This is a genomic window from Shewanella sp. MF05956 (genome assembly GCF_059758055.1).
In genome coordinates this window covers 79,379-105,964 of the sequence record NZ_JCAYNV010000006.1, presented here as the reverse complement: position 1 = coordinate 105,964, position 26,586 = coordinate 79,379, and the positions used below count along the sequence as shown (strand labels likewise).

General features: G+C 42.3%; 20 protein-coding genes. 8 read left to right on the top strand and 12 right to left on the bottom strand.

Going from position 1 to position 26,586, the window contains the following annotated elements; all coding sequences use genetic code 11:
- Positions 1-26: 26 nt before the first annotated feature.
- Entirely contained in the window at positions 27-1,373 is a 1,347-nt protein-coding gene (locus AC19MX_RS08450) for an ATP-binding protein (RefSeq protein WP_498297622.1), read from the bottom strand.
- Complete coding sequence (locus AC19MX_RS08445; protein ID WP_498297620.1) at positions 1,364-2,038, bottom strand: response regulator; 675 nt, start codon at positions 2,036-2,038, stop codon at positions 1,364-1,366. Before AC19MX_RS08445 ends, AC19MX_RS08450 begins: the two co-directional genes overlap by 10 nt.
- A 192-nt stretch (positions 2,039-2,230) precedes the next feature.
- Here AC19MX_RS08445 and AC19MX_RS08440 point away from each other — a divergent pair, with 192 nt between their 5' ends.
- From AC19MX_RS08440 to AC19MX_RS08430, 3 genes are read left to right on the top strand one after another with little or no spacing between them, the layout of a single operon-like run.
- Positions 2,231-3,070, top strand: a complete 840-nt coding sequence (locus AC19MX_RS08440) for a putative selenate ABC transporter substrate-binding protein (RefSeq protein WP_498297748.1) — start codon at positions 2,231-2,233, stop codon at positions 3,068-3,070.
- Complete coding sequence (locus tag AC19MX_RS08435; protein ID WP_498297618.1) at positions 3,070-3,747, top strand: ATP-binding cassette domain-containing protein; 678 nt, start codon at positions 3,070-3,072, stop codon at positions 3,745-3,747. The genes AC19MX_RS08440 and AC19MX_RS08435 overlap by 1 nt, the downstream gene beginning before the upstream one ends.
- Positions 3,748-3,757: 10 nt before the next feature.
- Positions 3,758-5,275: a PhnE/PtxC family ABC transporter permease gene (locus AC19MX_RS08430; RefSeq protein WP_498297747.1), complete on the top strand. Its 1,518-nt coding sequence runs from the start codon at positions 3,758-3,760 to the stop codon at positions 5,273-5,275.
- Between the two features lie 13 nt (positions 5,276-5,288).
- Here AC19MX_RS08430 and AC19MX_RS08425 read toward each other — a convergent pair whose 3' ends face one another.
- Both AC19MX_RS08425 and AC19MX_RS08420 read right to left on the bottom strand, forming a co-directional pair.
- Positions 5,289-5,966 carry a LysE family translocator gene (locus AC19MX_RS08425; RefSeq protein WP_498297616.1) on the bottom strand — a complete coding sequence of 226 codons (678 nt, stop codon included), beginning with the start codon at positions 5,964-5,966 and terminating at the stop codon, positions 5,289-5,291.
- A 115-nt stretch (positions 5,967-6,081) separates the two neighbouring features.
- Positions 6,082-7,389 (bottom strand): dicarboxylate/amino acid:cation symporter, encoded by a 1,308-nt coding sequence (locus tag AC19MX_RS08420; protein WP_432399770.1) that lies wholly within the window; start codon positions 7,387-7,389, stop codon positions 6,082-6,084.
- A 225-nt stretch (positions 7,390-7,614) separates the two neighbouring features.
- On the opposite strand from AC19MX_RS08420, the gene AC19MX_RS08415 reads away from it, so the two are divergent.
- On the top strand, positions 7,615-11,892 hold the full coding sequence (locus AC19MX_RS08415; protein WP_498297614.1) for a beta strand repeat-containing protein: 4,278 nt from the start codon (positions 7,615-7,617) through the stop codon (positions 11,890-11,892).
- A gap of 154 nt (positions 11,893-12,046) precedes the next feature.
- Here the strand turns inward: AC19MX_RS08415 and astB are convergent, their stop codons facing one another.
- Positions 12,047-13,381: an N-succinylarginine dihydrolase gene (gene astB / locus AC19MX_RS08410; protein WP_432399766.1), complete on the bottom strand. Its 1,335-nt coding sequence runs from the start codon at positions 13,379-13,381 to the stop codon at positions 12,047-12,049.
- 382 nt (positions 13,382-13,763) lie between these two features.
- Between astB and topA the strand changes: the two genes are divergently transcribed.
- Entirely contained in the window at positions 13,764-16,403 is a 2,640-nt protein-coding gene (topA, locus tag AC19MX_RS08405) for a type I DNA topoisomerase (protein ID WP_432399764.1), read from the top strand.
- Between the two features lie 197 nt (positions 16,404-16,600).
- On the opposite strand, the gene AC19MX_RS08400 is transcribed toward topA, so the two are convergent.
- The 3 genes from AC19MX_RS08400 to AC19MX_RS08390 form a co-directional block, all read right to left on the bottom strand.
- On the bottom strand, positions 16,601-17,857 hold the full coding sequence (locus AC19MX_RS08400; RefSeq protein ID WP_498297612.1) for a Y-family DNA polymerase: 1,257 nt from the start codon (positions 17,855-17,857) through the stop codon (positions 16,601-16,603).
- Complete coding sequence (locus AC19MX_RS08395; RefSeq protein WP_498297610.1) at positions 17,845-18,252, bottom strand: LexA family protein; 408 nt, start codon at positions 18,250-18,252, stop codon at positions 17,845-17,847. Before AC19MX_RS08395 ends, AC19MX_RS08400 begins: the two co-directional genes overlap by 13 nt.
- 195 nt (positions 18,253-18,447) lie before the next feature.
- Complete coding sequence (locus AC19MX_RS08390; RefSeq protein WP_432399759.1) at positions 18,448-19,227, bottom strand: hypothetical protein; 780 nt, start codon at positions 19,225-19,227, stop codon at positions 18,448-18,450.
- A gap of 387 nt (positions 19,228-19,614) precedes the next feature.
- Between AC19MX_RS08390 and cysB the strand changes: the two genes are divergently transcribed.
- Entirely contained in the window at positions 19,615-20,592 is a 978-nt protein-coding gene (cysB, locus tag AC19MX_RS08385) for an HTH-type transcriptional regulator CysB (RefSeq protein ID WP_432399758.1), read from the top strand.
- 94 nt (positions 20,593-20,686) lie between these two features.
- Here cysB and purN read toward each other — a convergent pair whose 3' ends face one another.
- Entirely contained in the window at positions 20,687-21,331 is a 645-nt protein-coding gene (gene purN / locus AC19MX_RS08380) for a phosphoribosylglycinamide formyltransferase (RefSeq protein ID WP_498297608.1), read from the bottom strand.
- On the bottom strand, positions 21,331-22,368 hold the full coding sequence (gene purM / locus AC19MX_RS08375) for a phosphoribosylformylglycinamidine cyclo-ligase (protein WP_432399754.1): 1,038 nt from the start codon (positions 22,366-22,368) through the stop codon (positions 21,331-21,333). The genes purN and purM overlap by 1 nt, the downstream gene beginning before the upstream one ends.
- A 240-nt stretch (positions 22,369-22,608) precedes the next feature.
- Here purM and upp point away from each other — a divergent pair, with 240 nt between their 5' ends.
- Positions 22,609-23,235 (top strand): uracil phosphoribosyltransferase, encoded by a 627-nt coding sequence (gene upp / locus AC19MX_RS08370; RefSeq protein WP_160056523.1) that lies wholly within the window; start codon positions 22,609-22,611, stop codon positions 23,233-23,235.
- Positions 23,236-23,337: 102 nt separating this feature from the next.
- On the opposite strand, the gene AC19MX_RS08365 is transcribed toward upp, so the two are convergent.
- The gene (locus AC19MX_RS08365; protein WP_432399752.1) at positions 23,338-24,660 is read right to left on the bottom strand and encodes a Na+/H+ antiporter family protein; all 1,323 of its coding nucleotides are present in this window, start codon (positions 24,658-24,660) and stop codon (positions 23,338-23,340) included.
- A 450-nt stretch (positions 24,661-25,110) separates the two neighbouring features.
- On the opposite strand from AC19MX_RS08365, the gene AC19MX_RS08360 reads away from it, so the two are divergent.
- Entirely contained in the window at positions 25,111-25,716 is a 606-nt protein-coding gene (locus AC19MX_RS08360; protein ID WP_160056527.1) for a peroxiredoxin, read from the top strand.
- Between the two features lie 145 nt (positions 25,717-25,861).
- Here AC19MX_RS08360 and rnt read toward each other — a convergent pair whose 3' ends face one another.
- Positions 25,862-26,533: a ribonuclease T gene (gene rnt, locus AC19MX_RS08355; RefSeq protein ID WP_498297606.1), complete on the bottom strand. Its 672-nt coding sequence runs from the start codon at positions 26,531-26,533 to the stop codon at positions 25,862-25,864.
- Positions 26,534-26,586: the final 53 nt, after the last annotated feature.

The following is a 26,586-nucleotide window of genomic DNA, read 5'->3' as shown; positions in this document are numbered from 1 at the left end:
CCGGCGTGTTCTCTAGATCGTGTCAACTAGATCGGAAGCTCAATAATAAATGCCGCGCCGCCCAACGAGCTGGTGTTAATAGTGAGCGTGCCGCCATAGCTATTGACCAACTCATGGCAAACGGCTAGCCCAATGCCCTGGCCGGGTGATTGCGTGTCGGCTCGTATACCTCGTTGTATAATTTTTTGTTTTATAGCGTCATCCACTCCGGGGCCGTCATCTTCTACGCTTAGGCATATAGTGTTGCCATCTTTTATGTGAGCATTCACGCTGACTTGGTTTATGCACAGCCTACACGCGTTTTCCATTAAATTACCTAGCAGCTCCATTACATCGCCTTTGCTTAGCGGCAGCGCAAGATGGTCACTGATATTGTGGCTCAATGAAATGTGTTTTTGTTGGTACAGTTTAGCGAGCATTTGGGCGAGCGATTCAACAATGGGCAGCAGCTCGGTGTGTTGAGAGTGCAGCCCTTGTTGGCCCAGCATGGCGCGCTTGAGCTGGTATTGAACAAGGTGGTCCATGTCATTAATTTGTTCAAGAATTTGTTGGTTTTGTTGCTGTCTCTCTAAGCTGCGGTCGTCAATAATAGCGATGCTTGCGGCTAAACGCGTTTTAAGGCTGTGAGCAAGGTCATTCATCGCATTTTGATAACGCGCTTGGCGATCATCTGCTTGCGTGATTAATTGATTGAGCGCGGTAGTGATCCCTTGCAATTCCTCTGGATAATCGTGAGATAACCGCTGTTTGCGTCCACGTTGAAGCTCAATCAACTCAAGTTTTAATTGCGCTAAGGGGCGCATGCTCCAATAGGCTGCGCTGATCAGTAATAACAACGCAACAAGTAACACTATCGCGAGCCTAAAATAGGTGAGTCGATTAAACTGACTCAGTTCGGCTTTAAGCTCACTGGCATCTTGTAATATCAATAAATGGTACATTTGCGCGTCAACATCAATACTCAGCAGGTAAGCAAAGTAGCTTTGACTTTGGTTAAAGTTAAGATAAAACGGCGGCAAATCGTCTTTAATGGTGAGGTATTGTTCGCATATTTGGCTTAGGTGTAAGTCAGTGGCGTATTCTGAACGCCATAACGTGTCATAACGCGCATTACAGGTTGCCATAATGTATTGAATATCAATGTCGTCACCTTCGCGGGCCTGGGTTATCGGCACTAAATTGTTTTCGCGAAATTCTGCGGCAATAATGGGCAATTTAGCAATAAGTTCGCTGGTGGTTTGGTTATATCGATTTTGGGCGTGGAGTAAATTAATTAACCAGGCTAAGCCAAACCCGACGAGGGCAATGATGCACAAGGAGGTGACAAACATCCTTGTGAGTAAACGCTTTTTGGGCTGCAGAGTTAGTCGCATGGGTGGTTAAATTTATATCCTTGGCCGCGAATAGTCATAATTGGGTCGATTATCCCACCTTGACTGAGCTTTTTCCGCAATCGGCTTATCATCACTTCGATAGTATTTGGATCGCCTTCTTTATCGGCATAAATCACATCAAGTAGACGCTGTTTGGCCACCACTTCATGGCAATGGCGCATTAAATATTCCAGTAGTTGGTATTCGAATGCGGTGATGTCTAGTGGTGTTTGTTGCAGGCTGACTTGTTTGGCGGCTAAATCTAATTGTAATGGACCACTGGTAATGACGGAGCGAACAAAACCACCACTTCGACGTACGATGGCATCTAGCCTGGCGATGAGCTCTTCTTTTTGGAAAGGTTTGACTAGGTAATCGTCGGCGCCAGCGTTGAGTCCTTCAACTTTATCTTGCCAGGTTAAGCGTGCTGTTAAAATGATGATGGGTGCTTTTACATCGGCCGATCGCAGTGATTTTATTAAGCTGATACCGTCTTGGTCTGGCAAGCCTAGGTCAATAATGGCCACATCAATAGGGTAATTCGTTGCTTGATAAAAGCCTTCTTTGGCGGTTAAGGCCACTTGTACCTGATTACCCGCATCGCTCAGTTGCACCGTTAAGTGATGCGATAAAATGGGATCGTCTTCTATGACCAATATACGCATTTTTATCCTTAACGAAGGTGATATGAAAAGAATTATATTTCATCGATAGTACCTTATCTATTTGTTTGGTTGAATATTAACCGTAATAAATATCCTGCACTATTATGCTTGCGGCTCTAGGTTAAGTTGTCGTAGGACGTTAGAATAATGCCATTAATGGATAATCAAAGGATTAAGATGAAATTTACAGGAATGATATTGGCAGGCGTTTTAAGCTTGTTTTCAACCGTTGCGGTTAGTGAAACATTTACGTTTACTGCTATTCCAGATGAAGATGAAAGCCAGTTACGCACTCGCTTTGATAAAGTCGCTGTGTATTTGTCTGAGCAATTAGGCGTTGAAGTAAAATATGTGCCAGTAAAGTCGTACTCTGCCGCAGTCACCGCCTTTCGTAATAATCAAGTTCAGTTAGCCTGGTTTGGTGGCTTATCTGGTGTACAAGCCCGCCGTTTAGTGCCGGGTTCAGAGGCCATTGCCCAAGGTTTTGAAGACCAATTTTTCAAAAGCTATATTATTGCGCATCATTCTACGAAGTTAACTGCAACCGATAGTTTTCCGGTATTAAATGATTATACCTTTACGTTCGGTTCAAAAGACTCAACATCTGGGCGTTTAATGCCGCAGTATTTTATTGAAAGTAATGTGGGTCAATCTGTCGATAAAATCTTTAAGCGCATTGGTTTTTCGGGCGACCATAGCCGTACTATTAGCCAGGTCGAGGCCGGTGTGTATCAAGTGGGCGCGGTAAATTACAAAGTGTGGGACACCGCTGTTGAAAAAGGTGAAGTTGACACGTCAAAAGTCAGCGTGATTTGGCAAAGTCCTACTTATCCTGATTACCAATGGACAGTGCATTCTGGTGTAGACACTGTTTATGGTGCAGGTTTTAAAGACAAGCTAACCAAAACCTTAATCGGCATGAAAGATAAAGATTTATTAGACAGTTTTCCGCGCGAATCATTTGTACCAGCGAGTAACAGTGATTACGAGCCTATTGAACGTGTGGCGAAAGCCATTGGAATGTTAGATTAATGCTGACCGTTGTTGATACTGATTTAGGTTATGGGCAAAAAATTATTTTGCCCAACATCAGCTTGGCACTCAATGCCAATGAGCATATTGCGATTTTGGGGCCGTCGGGTGTCGGTAAAACGACCTTGTTACATCATCTGTATCAACAACTGGCTGAGCAAACGTGTTTGTGTTCACAGGCACAAGGTTTAGTCGACAATCTGTCTATTTTTCATAATGTGTTTATCGGCGGATTAGCACGTCATTCTCGTTGGTATAATATGGTTAATTTGTTGCTACCGTTTGCACAACCACAGCAACACATTAGCGCTATTTGCCAACAGCTTGAATTGAATATGCCACTGCAAAAAAAAGTCAGCGAGCTCTCTGGCGGTCAACGCCAACGTGTCGCGCTTGCTCGTGCGTTATTTCAGCAACAACCAGTATTTATGGGTGACGAGCCTTTTTCGGCGTTAGATCCACTCATGGGTGTTAGGTTGCTCAATTTAGTGAAACAATCACATCAAAGTGTTATTTGTGTTTTGCACGATGCTGAGCTGGCGTTGGCACATTTTGATCGCATTATTGTGATTAGTGCAGGCAAAGTGGCGCTAGATGCTAACGCTAAGCAACTCACTCTGGCCCATTTGTCTCAGCATTATGTTGTGGCCGATGAATCGCCTCATCGTGCAGATTAACCCTAACAAGATGGCAAATACCGCTTCGATACGTTTTTTTCCTTCTATTGGCCACTGGCAAAAAATAACCCTAGGGTTATTTCTACTGGTGCTTGTGTGTTGGTTTTTTGCCGACACAGAAGTGATTGCATTAGAGCCTTGGGCTGAACTTGGGCGGATGTTTACGGGGTTTATCACACCTGATTTTGGCGCAACCGAATATTTATTAGAGGCCGTTTGGCAAACCATCAGCTTTGCGTTATTAGGAATTTGCCTGGGGCTATTGCTCGGATTTCCATTAGCGCTAGCCTATCAACACCCTTTGATAGCGGCCATGTGCGCCTTTATTCGGGCTATTCATGAAATTTTTTGGGCGCTGATTTTTTTACAAGTTTTTGGTTTATCACCGCTTACCGGTATTTTAGCCATTGGTCTGCCATATGCCGCCACGTTTGCTCGCGTATTTGCCGATATTTTACAGCAAGCACCCCCGCAAACAGTGTTTGCTCTGCCTAAAGGCACAGACAGACTATCTGCATTGATTTATGGCCGCTGGATGCACATGTACCCGCAAATTGTGGCATATATTCGTTATCGTTTTGAGTGTGCGCTTCGAAGCAGTGCGGTATTAGGGTTTATTGGTATGCCGACGCTAGGGTTTTATTTAGAGTCTGCGTTTCGTCAAGGCCATTACCAGCAGGGCGGGGCGCTGTTAATCTTGTTTATCGCCTTAATAGGGACTATTCGTTTTTGGGCGAAGCCTGCGATGTTATGGGTTTACTTACCGTTAGCAGTGTATTTTTTACCTGAATTACCCGTGCTTCAACCGCAATTGATTTGGCGCTTTATCTCGATAGATATTTTACCGCCGATGCTCCAAGGGCAAACGCTTACAACCTGGTTTGCTGCAGACACGCTTGTTGCGGTCGGTGAATGGGCTTATGAGTTAGTGCGCGTCCAAGTGTGGCCTGGGATTATCGCTACGTTAGTTTTAGCTTGCTGCGCGTTGGGCTTAACCCATGTATTAACCTTAATAATGTTACCGCTTAATACGACATTGATGATGCCCAAATGGGTCATCATGCTAATGCGTGGGGTGAATTTAATATTGCGTTCATTGCCCGAATATTTATTAGCGTTTGTGTTTATGTTGTTACTTGGCCCATCTATGCTACCGGCAATCATTGCGCTAGCATTGCACAATAGCGGATTAATGGTCTTTTTAATGGCTCGGCAGTCGGATGATATTATTGTGCCGTTAACTTATCGCCCACGATTAGATCACTATAGCTATGTGGTGTTACCTGCAATTTATCCACACTTTATGGGGTTATTGTTTTATCGCTTTGAGGTTATTATTCGCGAAACGGCCATTTTAGGTATGTTAGGCGTAATGACATTAGGGTTTTATGTGGACAGTAACTTTGCTGAAATCCGCTTTAGTGGCGCGTTATTGTTATTGATGTTCACGGCAGGTTTAAATGTGTTGGTTGATTATATTGCCCGCAGGCTACTTCAAGCGCCGCGGGACAAATTACAAGCGTGTTAACCCATGGCAATTATCAAGCTAGCCACTGACTCATTATATTGCTGGCAATATTACTCGCTATAGTGACGGCGACAGCAATAAAAATGATCCCCACTAATAAATCAATAATGGTATTGGCCGCGAGTAGTTTTTGTTGAATTCGCGGTTTAGATAACACTAATGCTAATAAGCCAAACCAAATAAAAGACAGGCTAAATAATAATATTGCCGCGGCGGCTTTAGTGGCAAAACTCACTTGCGGGGTTATGAGTACCGTAAACAGCGTAATAAAAAAGATTAATGCTTTGGGGTTGAGCAGGTTGGTATACAAGCCAATTTTAAACCCCTTAAATGACGACATTTGTGCCACATTGTCGATAGGTGAAGTCACTACAGTAGCTGGTTGACGTTTTAATTTAAGTGCTTTTAAAGCTGATGTTAGCGCGCCAAATCCCATCCAAGCCAAATAACCACTCCCAATAAGTTGAACCACAATATAAGCCACAGGTGATTGTTGGATCATCACGCTGATCCCCAAGAGTGACAATAACGTGTGAACCAAAATAGCGGCGGCGATCCCTAAGGCGCAATAAACGGCAGTTAAGCGTGTTTGTTGCGTGGCCATTTTAACGACGATGGCAAAGTCTGGCCCTGGACTCATTAATGCGACTAAATGAATAACCGCTAAACTGGCTAATAAAGTGATGTCCATATTCATTGTGCTCTGATATTGATTATATTTTATGGGGTAAGCCAATGATAATGCCTTAGTTATACAAAAAAAGCGCTATATTAGCGCTTTTTTATATTCGAGCTGACTAAGCCAGTTATTTACTGTTTAGCACTTGCTCTTCAAAGCTTTTTGCTGCTTTACCCGCTTGTGAGTTATTAAAGATTTCTTCGTTAAACTCACCTTCAGATTTAGCAATAATCACTGTTGCGACAGCATCACCGGTTACGTTAACCGCTGTGCGGATCATGTCTAGCATTCTGTCGACACCAATAATCAATGCAATACCTTCAACCGGTAAACCGACTTGGTTAAGCACCATGGCAAGCATAATTAAGCCCACGCCAGGCACACCCGCTGTACCGATAGATGCCAACGTTGCGGTAACAACAACCGTTGCATAATCCATAATGCTTAATTCAATGCCAAATACTTGCGCAATAAATACCGTGGCAACACCCTGCATAATGGCCGTGCCATCCATGTTAAGTGTGGCACCTAATGGTAGGGTAAATGAGGCGATTTTATTGTCTACACCCATTCTGTGTTCAGCGGTTTCAATCGTGACAGGCAATGTCGCGTTTGAGCTGGCCGTACTGAATGCAAATAATTGTACGTCACGGATTTTACGTAAAAACATCAGTGGGCTTAAGCCTGAAAACAGCTTTAATAATGTGGGGTAAACTACTAGGCCTTGGATAAATAATACCGCGACGACTAAGAAGAAGTATTTAACCACACTGCCAAAGGTCTCTAGGCCTAGCGTTAAGCTCAGTGTTGCCATTAAGGCAAATACACCATAAGGCGCTAACTGCATAATCAGCGTGACTACACGCATGATAACTTCATTAAGGTCATTGAAGAATGACGCGACACGAGCACCACGTTCACCTATGTGTGAGATAGCAAAACCAAAAATAACGGCAAATAGAATGATCTGCAGCATATTGCCTTCACTCATGGCTTGCATAGGGTTGGTGGGTACGATATTAATAAGGACTTCAGACAGACTCGGTGCATCTTTTGCTGTGTATTCTAATGCGTTACCTGCAAGACTGGCATTACCTGGATGGATAATCACCGCGGCTAAAATGGCAATGGTGAGCGCAATAGCAGTAGTGAATAAATAGAATGAAATGGTTTTACCACCTAGACGCCCCAGTTTAGATGGGTCGCTTAGGGAACAAGTACCACAAACAAGTGAAATAAATACTAGCGGTACGACGAGCATTTTTAAGCTGGAAATAAAGATAGTGCCAATAACATGTAAGAATCCATCGGTGATGTATTCTTGAATAAACGCACTACCAGGGAAGAAGTTTCTTAATGCGAGGCCAAATAGAATGCCCATTCCCATGCCGATTAAAATTTTGCTCGTGAGTCCGAGCTTGCGTTGTTTACTCACAGAGTATTCCTTTTCATTATAATATTTTTAGATCTGTATTGAATGGGCTAAAGACTAGCAGGAATCGCCCTTTTAGGAAATGGCCAAAAAGTGAAAGTTTTAACGGATAAATGACACAGAAAACAATAGAGTTATGGTAAAGTTACAAGATATTTGCGTATTGTTAATCTATAAGTAACTATAATAATTATTTAGTTTAATCTTAATGTAACAGGGAGCCTGACAATGAGGTCAGCATATAAAGTAGGTTTTGCACTTTTATGTTCATTTTTTCTCTTCGCTTGTGGCGGTGGAGGAAGTATTACAGATGATGGGACAAGCACAGGGGGTGGCGATGGAACGACTACAACAGAGGTTATAACAATCTCTCTTGAAACGTCCTCAAATGACATATCAGCGAGCTTACCTGCTACATTAAAGGCCACCGTATCAAGTTCTTTAACGGGTGCAATTGCGAATGAAGTCGTTACGTTTTCATTATCAGATGAATCCTTAGGGGCTTTTACTCCATCTTCAGGTACAGCTAAAACCAATTCTGAAGGTATTGCCGAAGTCATTCTTAGTACAGCAATAACAAAAGGCGCTGTGACTGTAACAGCATCTTTAGATTCCGGTGAATCAGCTTCTACAGGTATCGCAATGGCTGGCGATGGCGCTGTGTCTGGCGATAATTTAATTAAACTCGCACTCAAAGATGCCGCTGGTAATTCGATAAGCAATATTAGCTTTTTGACACCCGGCTACATTCATGTCGATTACCAAGATCCTACCGGAATTCCAATAGCCAATCGATTAGTTACCTTTTCCCTTAATGATACAGCTTTAGCGACTTTTGTCCCTAACAGCGGGACTGCGTTGACTGATACTGATGGTAAAGCGGTTATCAAGGTTACTTCAGCAAATAAAGAAGGAGCTGGTACGGTTAATGTTGAGATTGATGAACAGGACATTGTTAAGATTAATTTTTATTCAAAAGGTGATGCTGGGGTATCCGGTTCGTCATCTTTGACTGCAAAATTAACCAATACTTCTGGTACTTCAATCACTGAAATATCGGATTCTCAACCTGGATTTATAGAAGTACTTCTTGCTGATTCATCTGGAGTTGGTATTGCAAATGAAGTTGTTTCATTTGCCTTAAACAATAGTTCTTACGGTACATTTGAACCTTCCAGTGGAACTGCATTGACGAATGCTTCAGGCGTAGCAAAAATTAAACTCCGTACCGCTAATGTCGAGACAGCAGCCACAGTAACCGTTAGTTCAGCTTCAGGCTTAACTACATCTGTTAGCTTTTATATGATTGGCGATGGGGTAGCCGCTGGAACAAACCGATTATCGTTAAAGTTACTTGATAACAGCGGTAATCCAATATCTATAATAAGTAACTCTTCTCCTGCGAAAGTAGAAGCGTCTTATTTCGATTTAAATGGTTTACCTTTAGCAGGTAAGTTAGCTACTTTTTCAAGTACGCTTGGTAACTTAACTCCTTCTACAGGTACCGCTGTTACTAATGCTAATGGTATCGCAACGGTTGCCTTAACTGCTGGTGACGTTGCCGGTGCTACTGAGATTTCTGTTGAAATTAATAATTCAAAAGCGAGTATTTTCTTTGAAACATTAGGTGATGAGGTTATAGTTCTGCCGATTGATTCGTATACATTAAATCTTACTGTACTTGATTCATCTAATAATGAACTTCGCAATATTAATAAGAGCTTACCTGGTTCTGTGCGTGCAACGTTATTAAAAGATGGTGTTGCTGTACCCAATGCACTGATTAACTTTTCAATTGCTGGTGAAGGAGTCATAAACCCTACTTCTGGTAATGCGTTAACTGATGCTAGCGGTGTTGCTAAAGTGACTTTATTAACCGGTACCGTTGAAGGTGCTGGTGCGGTACAAGCAACTTTCAGCTTGAATGGCGAAACATTATCTGAGTCTTTTAATTATAGTGTTGCCGGCGATGCACCTGGTGGTGATGGTGAAAACAATTCATTAACCATAAGTTTATTGGACGGTTCTGGAAATCAGGCTTCCAGTATCAGTCAGGCATCTCCAGGACGTGTGCAAGTTTATTTACTAGACCGCAATAACCTGCCGCTAACAGGTAAAGTTGTTTCGTTTTCAAGTAGTTTAGGTGAGTTTCTTCCTTCAATAGGAACTGCATTAACGGATAATGCCGGTAAAGCAGAACTCATTATTACCGCAGGTACTGTTGAAGGTGCCGCTAGTGTTACGGCGAGTTATGGCTCAACAGCTGCAACGGTAAGTTTTACTACTGCTGGTGATGATATCGATCCAGTTGCTGCAGATCCTTCAATCACATTTGAGATTTATGATTGTAATGGTATTACAGCATTTAATAAGACCTTGAAAAACTTTGAGGTTTGTCCTATCACCGATAACATTACAAATCAACGTCCTGGTATTTTAGGGGTAATAGTTAAACTTGATGGTTCTAATCAACCTTTAAAGCAAGTGCTTGTTACTGCTGGTACGACATTAGGTGCAATTAGCCCTAATTCTGCGACAGCTATAACAAATGCAGATGGTAAAGCAGTATTAGACCTTTATTCAAATGGTGATGTTGGAGCCGGCGAAGTTTCATTAAAAGTGAAGCAGGTTACTTCTACTAAAGCCTTTGAGATTGGTCGTGTCGATATTGATTTAGAGATTTCAACCTACATTGGTGCTAATACTCTCCCTGCTGGCGGTTCTACTGTTATTGAAGTGACCGTTAAGGCTCCCGATGGAAGCATTGAGACAAGCCAACCCTTTACATTAGAGTTTTCTTCTCAATGTATGTCTGCAGGTAATGCTGTTGTTGATTCACCAGTGATAACCAATGCGGGCAAAGGCTTTGCAACTTATAGAAGTATTAATTGCCAAGGCACAGATACTGTGACTGTTTCTGCTATTACTGGCGCATCAAGTGTAAGTGCTACAGCAGATATTACCATCAGTCCTATCTCGGTTGGATCAATCCAATTTATAAGTGCTTCTCCTACGGAGCTTGCATTAAAAGTATCCGGTGGCTTAGATGGCGCAGGTGCTCGCTCAGAAACATCGAGTGTCGCCTTTAAACTGCTTAATGAAGTTGGGCAACCGGCAAGCTCTCAACGAGTCTGTTTTGAGCTTTCTACAGATGTAGGTGGGATGGTTATTACTCCAGCCCCATTAGCATCTGACTTTGTTAATTGCCCTAATTTCCCAAAAGTCGGTGATAGCGAATACCCTGCTGACATCGATACACCTAACAAGTATGCTGTTGCCTATACCGATGCAAGTGGTAACGTTTCAGTTACTGTACGTTCGGGTACAGTGCCAACGCCTGTTAAAGTGTTTGCTGTGTGGCAAGATGCGACTGATCCTACAAGTCCAATCGTTGCCAATGTGTCTGATAGTCTAACGGTCACGACTGGATTAGCTGATTATAATAGCTTCTCGTTATCTGCGACGATTCTTAATCCTGAAGCATGGAATCATGATGGTGCAACTTCAGCCATTACAATTCGTTCAGCTGATCACTTTAATAATCCTGTACCTGACGGAACCGTTATTAACTTCAGAACGGAAGGTGGTTCTATCGGTGCAAGTTGTCAAACAATAGATTCAACGGGTGCGTGTTCTGTTGAGTGGACAAGTCAAAATCCTCGTCCTTTTGAGGGGACATCGGTTATTTGTCCAGTTGCTTTTGTTGGTGGTGGGGTTGATGCTTCTCTTCCACCTTGTACTGGTAATTTATTATCAGCTTACGTTGATGGTAGCGCTTCTGTAATAGCTGAACCACGTCCAGGTCGTTCTACAATAACTGCTTTTGCTATTGGTGAAGAGAGTTTTGTTGATTTGAATGGTAATGGTCTGTTTGATATTGGTGAAGATTTCATTGATCTAACTGAAGCCTTTACTGATCACAACGAAGACGGTAATTATCGAGGTTCACCAGTTCCTGCAGGCGCTGTAACAGAGGAATACATTGACTTTAATTCCAGTGGAAGCTTCGATAGTGCAGATGGATTTTATACAGGCTTATTATGTGCAACATCTTCTGCCGCAAGCTGTACTCAAACAGGTCTAGATAACACTCAAGCACAACTTAATGTGTTTAGGAATATGCCTATTGTTATGTCAGGCTCTGTACCTTATGGCCGTTTAGTTGATATTGATGCCGGTGGCAATATAACCGCTGTTGCAGCGATAGATCTAACTACAGGTACAGGTGTTTCGGATAAGACGGTCTATCTGTTTATATCTGATTTAAATAATAATACCTTGCCTATTGGCACTACGATAACGACGTCTTTAGATAATGGTTTATTATCTTCTTCTGGTAGTTTTACGATTGGTAATAATGCATCAAATAGGCCTTTATTATATGGGTTTACTGTTACTCGTGAAGCGAGTCCTAACCAAAAATCTTCTGGAGTGCTTATTATTACAGTGAAGACCCCACTAGGTGAAGCTGTAAGTTACAGTGTAAGTGTTCGTGATGATGGTTAATGCTTCGATGTATTTCCACTGTTAAATGAGTAATGTAGTGTAAAATCGGCCACATCTGTGGCCGATTTTTTTGTTTAATTTTTTTAGTTATTTGTATAAAAAAATGCCGTTGATTTTATCAACGGCATGTCTTGAGTTTGAATCTTTTAAAACGTTATCGTTGGAACTGATATACGCTGCCAAGCTTTAAGATTTGGGTTAACTCATCTAATGCGGTGCGTGACTCAATAATCAATTGCGGATCGGCTAGATCGCTTACGGTAAGCTGGTCGCGGTAGTGTTTATCTACCCAGGTATTTAAGCGAGTAAACAAGGTGTCATTCATTATGGTGTTTTGGTTTACCGCGGCAACTTCTTGCTCGTTCATTGCCACACGTAAACGTAAACAGGCTGGGCCACCACCGTTTTGCATACTTTGTTTTACATCGTAATAGCGCACTTGTTTAATGGGCGTGCCTAGCGTGACAAGTTCATTTAAGTAAGCAAATACTGCAGGGTTTTCTTGACAATTCGTGGGTGCAATAATCGCCATTTCGCCAGAGGGTAAAGTAATAATTTGTGTATTAAATAAATAGCTACGAACCGCATCATCGATTGATACCTGACTGGTTGCTACTTTAACAAAATGCATGTCAGCGTTCATTTTACGACGAATTTCATCAAATTTAGCGTCGGTATTTAAAAACGCTTGCTCATGATAAAACAACACGTTTTGGTTACCGACAGAAATCACGTCATTGTGGAATACACCTTGGTCGATAACATCAGGGTTTTGCTGCATAAATACACAACTTTCATCTTCAAGCTGATGCAATCGCGCCACAGCTTGCGAGGCTTCTAATGTTTGGCGTGCTGGGTATTTTGTCGGTTTTACAGCACTTGGATTAGTGGCCTCTTGACCATAAACAAATAATTCAACGCCAGCGTGTCCATATTCGCTACATAAACGCGTATGATTTGCTGCGCCTTCGTCACCAAAGCTTGTGTGCTCTGGGAGATGTTGATGATGTTTAAAGTGGCGATCGTTATTAAAGGTGGCTTGCAAAATCTTGCCTGTGGTAATGGGCTCGATACTGCGGTGTAATTTATCGACTAAATTGGCCGGAGTGAAATGCACTTTTCCATCACGGGTGTCGGCACTGGGTGAAACTGTTGCGGCGTTAGCTGTCCACATACTCGACGCACTGCAACAAGCATTAAGCAATGCAGGAGCCTGTTGAGCGGCTTTTTGTAAAACTTCAGCATCTGACCCAGAAAAACCAATTCGACGTAGTGTGTATAGATCTGGGCGCTCCTGTGGGGCTAATACGCCTTGTACCATACCTAAGTCGGCTAATGCTTTGGCTTTTTGCAAACCTTGTTTGGCTGCTGCCTTTGGGTTTGAAGTGAGGGCCGCATTACTTAATGAGGCGACATTACCAAACGATAATCCAGCATAGTTATGGGTTGGTCCAACCAAGCCATCAAAGTTTGCTTCAAAATGCTTCATTCGTGATCCTTGAAAATTTTTGTGAATAATTATTATTGTAGTTACACTTTTTTGTGTTACTTATAAAAAAGGAAACGTGATTGCTCATGTCAGTTAACGCTAAATTAACGTCAGTATACTGAAGCTATAAGGCTTAACAAGGCGTGTTAATTTTGCACAAACACGCATAAATGACTAAAAATGCACTGAAGATGCTCGCAAGTATCATTAAGTGAACAATTACGTTTAAAAAACGCATATTATTTTTTCTATTTTTTATTATTGTTTAAAAAATGACTTAATAACCTATATAAAAGAGGGATTAACTTGAAACTATTGTCTCAACCCTCTATATATGGAATCAATTTTCTATATTTTGAGACTTTTTGGCGCAAATAAAACTATGGGTAAATCGCTAGTTATTGTCGAATCGCCGGCCAAAGCCAAGACAATTAATAAATATCTTGGTAAAGATTTCATCGTGAAGTCGAGTGTGGGTCATATCCGTGACTTACCGACTTCGTCTACTTCTGACGGTACAACTGCAACTAAAACCGCAGCTGAAGTCAGAAAAATGTTGCCTGATGAAAAAGCTAAATACAAGCTAATCAGGGATAAACAAGCACTTGTGGCGCGTATGGGCGTCAATCCAGATAAAGACTGGGCAGCCAAGTATCAAATTTTACCTGGCAAAGAAAAAGTCGTTAAAGAATTGAAAGCGTTAGCTGAAAATGCTGACCACATCTATCTCGCAACGGATTTGGACCGTGAAGGGGAAGCCATTGCCTGGCATTTGCAGGAAATTATTGGTGGCGACGCTTCGCGGTATCAACGAGTGGTATTTAACGAAATTACCAAAACCGCTATTCAAGATGCGTTTAGCAAACCATCGGTACTTGATACCAATATGGTTAACGCTCAACAAGCGCGCCGCTTTTTAGATCGCGTTGTTGGTTTTATGGTGTCACCTTTATTATGGAAAAAGGTTGCCCGTGGATTATCTGCTGGCCGTGTTCAGTCGGTAGCGGTGCGTTTAGTGGTTGAGCGTGAAAGTGAAATTAAGGCGTTTGTTCCTGAAGAATTTTGGGATATTCATGCCGATTTAAACACCACTAAAGCGCAAAGTTTAAAAATGCAGGTGATGAAATATCAATCTGCAGCATTTGAACCGATTAATGAAGCACAAGCTCAAGTTGCAGTCGATGCATTACGTAATGAAACGTTTGTCGTTTCAGCTCGTGAAGACAAAGCAACGTCAAGCAAACCTTCTGCACCATTTATTACTTCTACACTGCAACAAGCGGCGAGTACTCGTCTCAGTTTTGGTGTAAAGAAAACCATGATGATGGCGCAACGTTTGTATGAGGCCGGTCATATTACTTATATGCGTACCGACTCAACAAATTTAAGCCAAGAAGCCGTTGAAAATGTCCGTGAAATGATTGGTTCTGAGTTTGGCGCTAAGTATTTGCCTGCCGATCCTATTCGTTATGGCAGCAAAGAGGGTGCACAAGAGGCTCACGAAGCGATTAGACCGTCAAACGTGACGGTACAGTCCGCTTCGTTAACCGATATGGAACGTGATGCTCAGCGCTTGTATGAGCTCATTTGGCGTCAATTTGTATCTTGCCAAATGACACCGGCTCAATATGATGCAACACGGTTAACGGTTACCGCGGGTGATTACGAATTAAAAGCCAGTGGCCGTACCTTACGTTTTGATGGTTGGACTCGTGTTCAGCCACAAGTGAGTAAGAAAAACGAAGAAGATAAGACTCTACCAGTCGTTGCAAAAGGTGACAAATTAACTCTTGAAACGTTGTTGCCAAAACAACACTTTACCAAGCCTGCACCGCGTTACAGCGAAGCGTCTTTGGTTAAAGAGCTTGAGAAACGCGGTATTGGTCGTCCTTCAACGTATGCGACGATTATTTCAACCATTCAGGATCGTGGCTATGTGAGAGTGGATAACCGTCGTTTCTTTGCTGAAAAAATGGGTGAGATTGTCAGCGAACGTTTGGTTGATAGCTTTAAAGACTTAATGAGTTACGATTTTACCGCCAGCATGGAGCAAACATTAGATGATGTCGCTCAAGGCAAGCTGGATTGGAAAAAAGTATTAGACGGTTTTTATGGCGACTTTACCAAGCAGTTATTGTTGGCCGAGTTAGATCCTGATGAAGGCGGTATGCGCCCAAATGAGATGGTACTAACAGAAGACATTAAATGTCCTACCTGTGGCCGCCCAATGGGGATCCGTACCGGTTCAACTGGGGTATTCTTAGGCTGTTCAGGTTATGCGCTACCACCAAAAGAGCGTTGTAAAACTACGCTTAACTTAACTCCTGGTGAAGAAGCTGTTAGCGATAATGAAGATGGTGAAACAGAAGCATTACGCGCTAAGCATCGTTGTGGCAAGTGTGGCACAGCAATGGACAGTTACCTCATTGATGAATCTCGTAAGTTACATGTCTGTGGTAATAATCCATCATGTGACGGTTACGAAGTTGAAGCGGGCCAGTTTAAAATTAAAGGCTATGAAGGCCCATTGATTGAATGCGATCGTTGCGGCAATGACATGGAACTTAAAAACGGCCGTTTTGGTAAATATTTTGGTTGTACCAACAGTGAGTGTAAAAACACGCGTAAGTTGTTACGTAGCGGTGAAGCTGCGCCACCAAAAGAAGATCCTATTTTCTTACCAGAATTAAAATGTACTAAGTCAGATGCCCATTTTGTATTACGAGATGGTGCAGCAGGTATATTTTTAGCGGCGAGTACTTTCCCTAAATCTCGCGAAACTCGAGCGCCTTTAGTGGAAGAACTGGTTACTTATCGTGAGTTATTATGGCCTAAGTACGCCTACCTTGCCGATGCACCTGTTGAAGATGACGACGGCAACAAAGCCGCTGTTAAATTTAGCCGCAAAACCAAAGAGCAATACGTTGCCACGGAAGTAGACGGTAAAGCGACAGGTTGGTCTGCGAAATTTGTTAACGGTAAGTGGGTTAGCGAATCGGCGAAGAAAAAAGCTAAGAAGTAATCTGTACTTCAACGATAAAAGCGTTACCCTCGGGTAGCGCTTTTTTATGGGCGTTATTTAATGTATTACCATGACGGTTTTATATGCGCTTGATGACAACGGTTACCGTTATTATTTATTGGAATGGTATTTGGCATCGTTAGAGCGTCTAAGTTAGAGCGTCTAAATAGAGGTCGATTCGATAACAATGAGCATAATTAACAATGAATAATCGGAATGTGGCGCCAATCTGTCGTGTACTGCGGTGTTAAAAATTCCCTGTGCATCGCCCATTTCTGTTGTGCTCCTTGTGCACCTAAAAATAGAGTGTTGCCTCCATAGCGGTGATTAATATTATCCATTACCTGCATTAATTGTGGTTTGGCTTTGCTGGCATTAAATAGGTCGAGTTGCTGGTGTTGACTATTCACCAAGTCGAGTAGTCCTACACCGACTTTATAATAATGCACACCAGGGCGGTAAAGCCGATGTATTACCGAGGATGCGGCATGAGTCATTTCGGCGCTGCAATGAGTAGCACAGGTAAAGTTAACATTGACTTTAAAGCTTTGCGGGTAACTATCGTGAGGTGAGTTATGGGCAAACAGCATCATCACCTTACACAATGATTGCTGCTTTCTGGCTTTAGCGGCCGCAATAGCGATATGCATGCATAACGCCTGGTGTAAGCTGTCAATATCGGTAATCCGTTCGCCGACGCTGCGGGTTGAGAATATTTGTTGTTTATCGGCTCTTGCTTCATCCCATTGCTTACACGCAACACCATTAAGTTCACGAATGGTGCGCTCTATTTCAATGCTAAATTGCTTGCGCATCATGGTGGGCGACGTGTTAGCCAGTTCCCAGGCTGTATGAATATTCATTACCGTTAACTTGGCTGCAGTTTTACGGCCAATCCCCCACACATCGCTAACTGACAATGAGGCCAATGTTGCTTGGCGAATTGCCTCGTTATCTATCACGCACACCCCTTTAGATGCAGGCGTTAATTTAGCGGCTTTATTGGCGACTTTTGCAAGTGTCAGTGTTGAGCCGATACCCACACAAACAGGTAACCGCGTATATTGCCAAACCGTTTGTCGAATTCGTCTTGCGTGAGTGGCTAAGCACGGAATGGCTTGTTGGCAATGTTTAAAAGAAAGAAAGGATTCATCAATCGAGTAAATATGTTGTTCAGGGGCGAATCGGCCAATCACTTGCATCATCTTAGCGGATAAGTCAGCGTACAACTCATAGTTGCTGGATAGCACAACCACCTGGTGTTGGCGGCAAAGATTGGCGATTTTAAAATAAGGCTGAAACTTGGGAATACCTAACTCAATTGCGAGGCGATTTGCAGCTACCACACAACCATCATTATTGGATAATACAATCACTGGACGATGACGCCATTCAGGTCTAAATACCTGTTCTGCACTGCAGTAATATGAAGTGGCATCAACTAACGCGAACATAAATTGATTGCCTCAACATGGCACCGTATTGAATAGATCACCGTACCTTCAATGCTAAAGTCATCATATTGATTAATCACTACATCGGCATAAGCATCGTTGGAAGACAGTAGTAATCTTCGTTTGAGGTCGATCATTTTGCACACGAACTCACCATTAAAATTAGCGACAATCACTTGGCCATTCTTGACCGTACAACTGCGATCGACAATCACTAAGTCACCATCAAAAATACCAATACCGGTCATTGAGTCTCCCTGAACTTTACCGATAAACGTGGCACTTGGATGAGTAATGAGCAGTTCATCTAAGCTTAATGGCCGCTGTTTGTATTCCGCAGCAGGCGACTCAAAGCCGCTAATGCCGCCAGCTATGTAGATTGGGATCACTTTCATATCAGTACCAAGTCAACCTGCAATAACACTGTATAAATAAACAGTATAATAACAGTGAAACAGAAATGATCAAATATTCATTATGAAAGATTGCGGCGCGCGATGCTTGAGTTGGCTAATGAGCGTTAAAGATGGGATACAAAAAAGCCTCTTTACGAGGCTAATGAGATGATCAACAGATGGAAATGAGCAGTACTACCATTTCTTTTTAGGTTGAAACAGCATATCGATATCATCACCTTCTTTTTTAGGCTTAGGTGTACTCGGTTCGCTGCTGCGTTGTGCCCCCATGATTTCATCGAGCAATAGTTTGGCTTCATCGACCTTGCGCGCAATAAATGGATCATTTGGCGTTTGGGCTTTAATCGTGTGCAACGTATTTAATGCTTTTGTCACCATTTGTTTGCTTGAGCCATATTGTTTCATAAAGCAGGCCGCACGGGCACGGCTAATCATTGATTCAACATTGATGCGCAGCTGTAAATTATCAATACGCATCTCTTCTTCAGCAAATACAGTGGGGTCAACTTTGCCTTTGTTGTGCTCAGCTCGCAAAATGGCTTTGAGTTTTTTAAGGGTTTTAACCAACTCTAAGACCTGTCTGTCATTGTCTGGTAAGCGAAAGTTTTCAATAGCTGGCACTTGGCTAGGAGAGTTTGATACTGTGGTTATTTGCGCTTTAATATCGCCAAGGCGACGTTCATAGTCCGATTTTAATTGACCAGAAGAATGGGGTACTGATTGCTCTAATGCATCTTGAATACGGCGGTATAACACGAGCATGATGTGGCTAGAGCAAGGAGCCATACCCGTGTTAGATAATACCGCATCGGTTTCGTCAATAATGGCGCGTTGACGCGATACTTCAATACGGCGTTCAGCTTCTGCGCGCTCTTTTTGTTGTTGGACGATACTAAAACCGATAATCAGTAATAGCAGTGCGCCGATAAGAATTAATACCAAAATTAAGGACATAAAGGTTCCATTTTATCTTTCATATCACATGGTGACAAAGCCAATAATAATGGCTAAAAAGTGATTTTGACGAATAGATAAATTAATCAAAAAATTTCATCAAAAGTAGCTTATATCTTAGCGTATGTCATTACGGCTGTCGTTGAATAATAAGTCGTTTTGTGGAGAAATTAATAAACTAAACAAACAAATCATTAACAGACTGTACATAAGAGCGCATTATCGGTTTTTTTTCTTGCTCGTTATTACTATATATATTACATTTCACATTTAGTATAACGTTTTGTCATAGTTGAACGATGGTTCTAATTATGCAAAAAACAAAATAGACTTTATTCTTATTCGCGTCATGTGTGGATAGGTGACGGTTAAATCAAGGATCACACCATGAAACTGCAGCAACTCAGATACATTGCAGAAGTCGTTAAACACAATCTTAATGTGTCATCGACAGCAGAAAACCTCTATACCTCACAGCCTGGTATCAGTAAGCAAGTGCGCATGCTTGAAGATGAGCTAGGGATTCAAATATTTGGTCGCAGTGGTAAGCATTTAACTCATGTTACACCAGCAGGTCAGCAAGTTATTGATATTGCTAATGATATATTAAGCAAAGTTGACAGTATTAAAAAAGTATCTGAAGAGTACACCAAACCTAACCAAGGTGAGTTAAATATTGCCACTACAGATACTCAAGCACGTTATGCGCTGCCACAAATTATTCGTGAGTTTATTAAGCGTTATCCAAAAGTTAACTTGCATATGCATCAAGGCACGCCTTCGCAAATCAGCGAGCAAGCCGCAAGAGGCGATGCCGACTTTGCTATCGCCACAGAAGCCATGCATTTATATACCGATTTGATTATGTTGCCTTGTTATCACTGGAATCGTTCTATTGTGGTGACCCGCGATCATCCTTTGGCGACTCAATCGGGCAAAATCAGTATCGAAGATTTGGCCCAGCACCCATTAGTGACTTATGTATTTGGTTTTGATAAAGCCTCTGAAATTGAGAAGTCATTTAAACGTGCAGATTTAGATCCTCGGGTGGTGTTCAGCGCAACCAGTGCCGACGTATTAAAAACCTATGTACGTTTGGGGTTAGGTGTGGGTGTGATTGCTTCTATGGCAATCGATCCTGCCGTCGATAACGATTTAGTCGCGATTGATGCGAGTCATTTATTTGCCCATAGCACAACTAAAATAGGCTTTAGGCGTGGAAGCTTTTTACGCAGTTACATGTATGATTTTATGCGTCATTTTGCACCGCATTTAACCCGCGACGTGGTTGAAAAAGCGGTTGCTTTACGTGATCAACAATTGATTGATGAAATGTTTGCCGATATTTCACTGCCAGTTAAGTAGGGCAAAGCGTGTCAAACAAACAATAAAAAACCTCGCTAACAAGCGAGGTTTTTTGTCTGTACAGATCAGTGGTTAGCACTGATGTGTAAGCTAATTAGTCTGGCGCGTAGCCCGATGGACCAATTAATTCGCCATCTAAATACGCTTTACCCTCTGCCATTGTTAATCGGCCTAAGCTGAACCATTTTACCACTAATGGGTATATAGCATGCTCTTGCTCGTGTACTCGCTCTGCTAATACAGTGGCATCTTCGCCAGTGTATACAGGCACTTTAGCTTGTAATATTACCGGGCCAGAGTCTAGTTCTGGAATAACAAAATGTACGCTAGCACCGTGTTCGTCATCACCGGCTTCAATGGCACGTTGATGAGTATGTAAACCGGTGTACTTAGGTAATAATGACGGATGAATATTGATCATTTTCCCTAGGAAACGGCTAACAAAGTCATCAGTTAAAATGCGCATAAAACCAGCCAGTACAATTAAATCAGGCTGATATTTTTCAACGGCAGCTAACAAACGCGCATCGTATTCGCTACGCGTTTCATGTTTATAAGCAATCACGCAACTGGTATCAATTTCGCTATGGTGAGCGCGGATTAATCCATAAGCATCCGGTTTGTTGCTAATGACTCCCACCACATTTGCATTTAAGTTATCGTCACAACCATCAATAATGGCTTGAAGATTACTACCACTGCCAGAGATCAGCACCACAACACGACAGCTTTGGCTCATTAGATGATCTCCACTTGCTCTTCGTCACCTTGACGAGTGGCAATTTCACCAATTAACCAAGCGTTTTCACCTTCAGCTTTAAGCAGTGTTAATGCTGCGTCTACTTTGTCTGCTGGTAGGGCGATAATCATGCCTACACCACAGTTAAATGTGAGGTACATTTCGTGTTGAGCGATATTACCGTTTTGCATTAACCAGTCAAATACCACTGGCCACTGCCAAGAATCACCTTTTACAACGGCTTTGCAATCTTCAGGAAGGACTCGTGGGATGTTTTCCCAGAATCCGCCGCCAGTGATGTGCGCCATTGCATGAATGTCTGATTGTTCAATCAGTTTCAATAGTGGCTTAACATAAATTCTAGTCGGCTCAAGTAAGTGTTCTATTAGCGGCTTGCCAGCAAGATCTTGCTGGGTATCGGCCTGGCTAACTTCTAATACTTTACGAATTAACGAGTAACCGTTCGAGTGAGGACCACTAGACCCTAAAGCAATCAGCGCATCGCCAGCTTTGACTTTCGTGCCATCAATGATGTCAGCTTTTTCAACGACGCCAACACAGAAGCCAGCAAGATCGTAATCTTCGCCTTCGTACATGCCTGGCATTTCAGCGGTTTCACCACCAATTAAAGCGCAACCAGACTGGAAACAGCCTTCTGCAATACCATTCACTACAGAGGTCGCCGTTTCAACGTCCAATTTACCGGTAGCGTAATAGTCGAGGAAAAAAAGTGGCTCAGCACCAGATACAATTAAGTCATTAACACACATCGCAACTAAATCAACACCTACAGTGTCGTGCTTTTTGTAATCAATGGCTAAGCGTAATTTGGTACCAACACCATCAGTGCCCGAAACCAGTACAGGGTGTTTGTATTTAGTCGGTAATTCGCATAGTGCGCCAAAACCGCCTAAATTGCCCATAACTTCTGGACGGCGAGTGCGTTTTACCGCTGATTTAATGTTGCTAACTAACGCATTACCTGCATCGATATCAACGCCGGCGTCTTTGTAACTTAGGGGGGTAGGAGTGCTCACGGAGGATCCTCTAGGGTACATCGTTTTATGGAATTTTATGCGGCAGTATTCTACCAGTTTGTCTCATTAGTCGAAAGCCATGTTTTTACTTTATCCTGAAAAGAAAACGATGAATTGCCTATTTTTTATTGGTTTAGCTCACGATTTACTGCATTTTTGAAACTTTATGTTTTATAGAAGGGATAAATGGACTAACATTTGTCAAATTTGCCTGAAAGTCGAAAAATCTAGGAGAAAGAAATGAAAGTCGTTGAAGTTAAGCATCCACTGGTTCGTCATAAAGTCGGTTTGATGCGTGAAGCGGATATCAGCACCAAACGATTTCGTGAACTGGCCACTGAAGTTGGCAGTTTATTAACCTATGAAGCAACAGCTGATTTTGAAACTGAAACCGTCACCATTGATGGCTGGAATGGTCCTGTCAGTATTGAGCAACTTAAAGGTAAAAAAGTCACGGTAGTGCCTATTTTACGTGCGGGTTTAGGTATGATGGACGGCGTGCTTGAGCATCTTCCAAGTGCACGTATCTCTGTTGTGGGTATTTACCGTGACGAAGAAACACTACAGCCTGTCCCTTACTTTGAAAAAATCGTCAGCAATGTTGAAGAGCGTATCGCGTTAGTGGTCGACCCAATGCTTGCGACGGGCGGATCAATGATTGCAACTATCGATTTGTTGAAAAAACGCGGTTGTACCTCGATTAAAGCATTAGTGCTTGTTGCCGCGCCAGAAGGCATCAAAGCGTTAGAGCAAGCGCATCCAGATATTGAACTATACACAGCCGCCATTGATGACTGCTTAAACGAGCAAGGGTATATTTTACCTGGTTTAGGTGATGCGGGTGATAAGATTTTCGGGACTAAATAACCGATTATTAAGCCGTTAAAAAAATATCGTTAATAAAATGGGAGCCAAATAAGCTCCCATTTTTTATGAGTATTTTACGTTAATTGACAAGACTATAGTGTTCTACAACACCATGGCTGCTATCCAGCCAAAGACTAACAATGGAATGTTGTAATGGACAAATGTTGGGATCACACTGTCACGAATATGATCGTGTTGGCCGTCGGCATTAAGACCCGCTGTAGGGCCTAAGGTCGAGTCTGATGCTGGTGAACCTGCATCGCCTAGTGCGGCAGCAGTACCGACCAACGCAATCGTTGCCGCAACAGAAAAACCAAAACTGAGCGCTAATGGTACATAAATAGTGGCGATAATGGGAATGGTCGAAAACGATGACCCAATGCCCATGGTAATAAGCAAACCCACAATCAACATTAATAGTGCCGCGAGCGCTTTATTGTCGCCAATAATATCACCAAGCGATGTGACTAACGTGCCGACTTCACCGGTTGATTTTACGACAGCAGCAAAACCTGCGGCTGCAATCATAATAAAGCCGATGTTAGCCATCATATGCACGCCTTGATTAAACAAGTCTTTGCTGATGTCTTGTTTAATGATCCCTGAAAAACGAAAAATGATAAAACCACTTAACGCGCCAAAAATCATCGAGTCAGTTTGCAGTTGAACAATGAGTGTAACGACAATGGCCGATAGCGAAATAATAATGCTTTTACGGCTAATAACCGGCGTTATCGTGTCGCTAATAACGGGTTGTTCAATCATATATTGTCTTGGTTTGCGGTAACTAATGAATACTGCGGTGAGTAAACCACATACCATGCCCAAGGCGGGTAGTAACATTGCTTGTGGTATTTGGGCTGTGACGGCATTTAAGCCATTGGTGTTTAAATTAGCCAATAAGATATCGTTTAAGAAAATCCCACCAAAACCGATCGGTAAAATCATATAAGTGGTGACTAAACCAAACGTCAAAATACACGCAATAAGGCGACGGTCGATATTGAGCTTAGAAATAACGTGCAATAGCGGCGGAATAAGAATGGGGATAAAGGCGATATGGATCGGTAAAATGTTCTGCGACGAAACCGCCATAGCAAGAATGGTGACTAACAATAACCAACGTACCAGTTGAGTGTTACTGCTATTCGGTTCTTTGCCTAATTTGTTAATAATGGCATGAGAAATTAATGTCGTTAAGCCTGAGTGAGACAACGCTGCAGCAAATGCACCCAGTAATGCGTAACTCAAGGCTATTTGGGCTCCGCCCCCTAAACCATCATTAAAGGCCGCGATGGTTTGATGGATATCTAATCCACCGACTAAACCCGCAACAACAGCACTAATGGTTAATGCAACCACAACGTTAATTCGAATAAAGCTTAAAAACAGCATTAAACAGACAGCGATAACAACCGCATTCATAATCGTAATTCTTTAAAGTAAGTGAGACGGCTATTTTTGACTGCGCAGTAGTGTTTGTCCAGCGTAGATGAAAATTTTAGGTGATGATGCAAGGTTTACATCAATGATTGGGCAGATTTAATACAAATCAACCTGTGTATTAATTGTTCTCTATTACAAAATGGTGCCATATATAACGGTTAGTATGGCTGAGTTTACGGATGAAAGAAGTGAGGTTATTAGGCTTTGTCGTATTTTTGTCACACGGCAGTATTACATTAGTGAGTCTGCATGTTTTATTTTTCAGCAGGTAAACTTTTTTCAACTGAAATAACTTATAAGTCGGCTAAATTAACTGTATGGTATATGACTGAATAAGTCGCAATGGTAACAATGTTTAAGTAGTGGATAACCGCGAAAGAATATTTGTGCCCTTGTAGCATGTAAAAAGCCATTAAATGGAGATAGATAATGAGCGTATTAGTAGGCCGTCCAGCCCCAGATTTTACAGCCGCAGCCGTTCTTGGTTCTGGTGAAATTGTTGACACATTTAACCTCGCTACCGCGATTAAAGGTAAGCCAGCGGTTATTTTCTTCTACCCACTTGATTTTACTTTTGTATGCCCATCAGAGCTTATTGCTTTTGATCACCGCATGGAAGAGTTCACTAAGCGTGGCGTTGAAGTGATTGGTGTTTCTATTGATTCACAGTTTACTCATAACGCATGGCGTAACACTCCAGTAGACAAGGGTGGTATTGGCCAAGTTAAATACACTCTAGTTGCTGACGTTAAGCACGAAATCTGTAAAGCATACGATGTTGAGCATCCAGAAGCGGGTGTTGCTTTCCGTGGTTCTTTCTTAGTCGATAAAGAAGGCCAAGTACGTCACCAAGTGGTTAACGATTTACCATTAGGCCGTAACGTTGATGAAATGATCCGTATGATCGACGCACTTCAGTTCCATGAAGAGCACGGTGAAGTTTGTCCAGCAGGTTGGTCAAAAGGCGAAAAAGGTATGACTGCTAGCACTGAAGGTGTCGCTGCATACTTAAAAGATAACTCTTCAAAGCTATAATGCTGCGAGTTTGAGCCAATAAAAAAAGCTGCTTCGGCAGCTTTTTTGTTGGAAAAAATTATCTAGAGTGACACTCAATCCATTCTCATATCGGCTGATATCATACCGGCCGAGGTTAAAGAGTCGGTGGATGTTACTTATTTTCTCAGGTTATTTGTTCTGCTTCAGTATCATCAGCGTCTGCACTGACAAGTGGCCAGCCACCGAGTGCTTTCCAACGATTAACGATATGGCAAAACAATTCCGCTGTACGTTCTGTGTCGTAAAGCGCTGAATGTGCCTCTTTGTTGTCAAAATCAATCCCAGCCATCTTGCACGCTTTAGCGAGTACGGTATGACCAATGGCTAAGCCTGCGAGTGTAGCAGTATCAAAGCTTGCAAACGGATGAAACGGTGAACGTTTTAAACTATTGCGTTCGATTGCTTGATTAACAAAGCCTAAATCAAATGCAGCATTGTGGGCGACAATAATGCAGCGATGACAGTCAGCCGCTTTTTGGGCTTTTTTAACTTCTTTAAAAATTTCTAAAAATGCGACTTTTTCATCTACAGCACCACGAAGCGGATTAGTGGGGTCGATGCCGTTAAATGCTAATGCTTCGGGTTCTAAATTGGCACCTTCAAATGGCTCAATATGAAAATGTAAGGTTTTATCGAGTTCAATGACACCATCACTGTTCATTTTTAACATGCTGACAGCAATCTCAAGCAACGCATCTGTTTTGGCATTAAAGCCTGCCGTTTCAACGTCAATCACCACAGGGAAATAACCACGGAAGCGGTGTTTAAACTTGTTAGCGTCGCAAATATCAGTCATTACAGTCTTCATCCTCAATTGATATCATTTTCAGAGCAAATGACATAAGCCGA

Bases quoted from the DNA above. Each gene is read 5' to 3' on its own strand.
- AC19MX_RS08365 (WP_432399752.1), bottom strand. From the start codon at position 24,660: ATGAATGCGGTTGTTATCGCTGTCTGTTTAATGCTGTTTTTAAGCTTT.
- topA (WP_432399764.1), top strand. From the start codon at position 13,764: ATGGGTAAATCGCTAGTTATTGTCGAATCGCCGGCCAAAGCCAAGACA.
- AC19MX_RS08435 (WP_498297618.1), top strand. From the start codon at position 3,070: ATGCTGACCGTTGTTGATACTGATTTAGGTTATGGGCAAAAAATTATT.
- AC19MX_RS08425 (WP_498297616.1), bottom strand. From the start codon at position 5,966: ATGGACATCACTTTATTAGCCAGTTTAGCGGTTATTCATTTAGTCGCA.
- AC19MX_RS08390 (WP_432399759.1), bottom strand. From the start codon at position 19,227: ATGTCCTTAATTTTGGTATTAATTCTTATCGGCGCACTGCTATTACTG.
- AC19MX_RS08445 (WP_498297620.1), bottom strand. From the start codon at position 2,038: ATGCGTATATTGGTCATAGAAGACGATCCCATTTTATCGCATCACTTA.
- upp (WP_160056523.1), top strand. From the start codon at position 22,609: ATGAAAGTCGTTGAAGTTAAGCATCCACTGGTTCGTCATAAAGTCGGT.
- cysB (WP_432399758.1), top strand. From the start codon at position 19,615: ATGAAACTGCAGCAACTCAGATACATTGCAGAAGTCGTTAAACACAAT.
- AC19MX_RS08430 (WP_498297747.1), top strand. From the start codon at position 3,758: ATGGCAAATACCGCTTCGATACGTTTTTTTCCTTCTATTGGCCACTGG.
- AC19MX_RS08360 (WP_160056527.1), top strand. From the start codon at position 25,111: ATGAGCGTATTAGTAGGCCGTCCAGCCCCAGATTTTACAGCCGCAGCC.
- AC19MX_RS08400 (WP_498297612.1), bottom strand. From the start codon at position 17,857: ATGTTCGCGTTAGTTGATGCCACTTCATATTACTGCAGTGCAGAACAG.
- AC19MX_RS08440 (WP_498297748.1), top strand. From the start codon at position 2,231: ATGATATTGGCAGGCGTTTTAAGCTTGTTTTCAACCGTTGCGGTTAGT.
- AC19MX_RS08450 (WP_498297622.1), bottom strand. From the start codon at position 1,373: ATGCGACTAACTCTGCAGCCCAAAAAGCGTTTACTCACAAGGATGTTT.
- purN (WP_498297608.1), bottom strand. From the start codon at position 21,331: ATGAGCCAAAGCTGTCGTGTTGTGGTGCTGATCTCTGGCAGTGGTAGT.
- AC19MX_RS08395 (WP_498297610.1), bottom strand. From the start codon at position 18,252: ATGAAAGTGATCCCAATCTACATAGCTGGCGGCATTAGCGGCTTTGAG.
- AC19MX_RS08415 (WP_498297614.1), top strand. From the start codon at position 7,615: ATGAGGTCAGCATATAAAGTAGGTTTTGCACTTTTATGTTCATTTTTT.
- astB (WP_432399766.1), bottom strand. From the start codon at position 13,381: ATGAAGCATTTTGAAGCAAACTTTGATGGCTTGGTTGGACCAACCCAT.
- rnt (WP_498297606.1), bottom strand. From the start codon at position 26,533: ATGACTGATATTTGCGACGCTAACAAGTTTAAACACCGCTTCCGTGGT.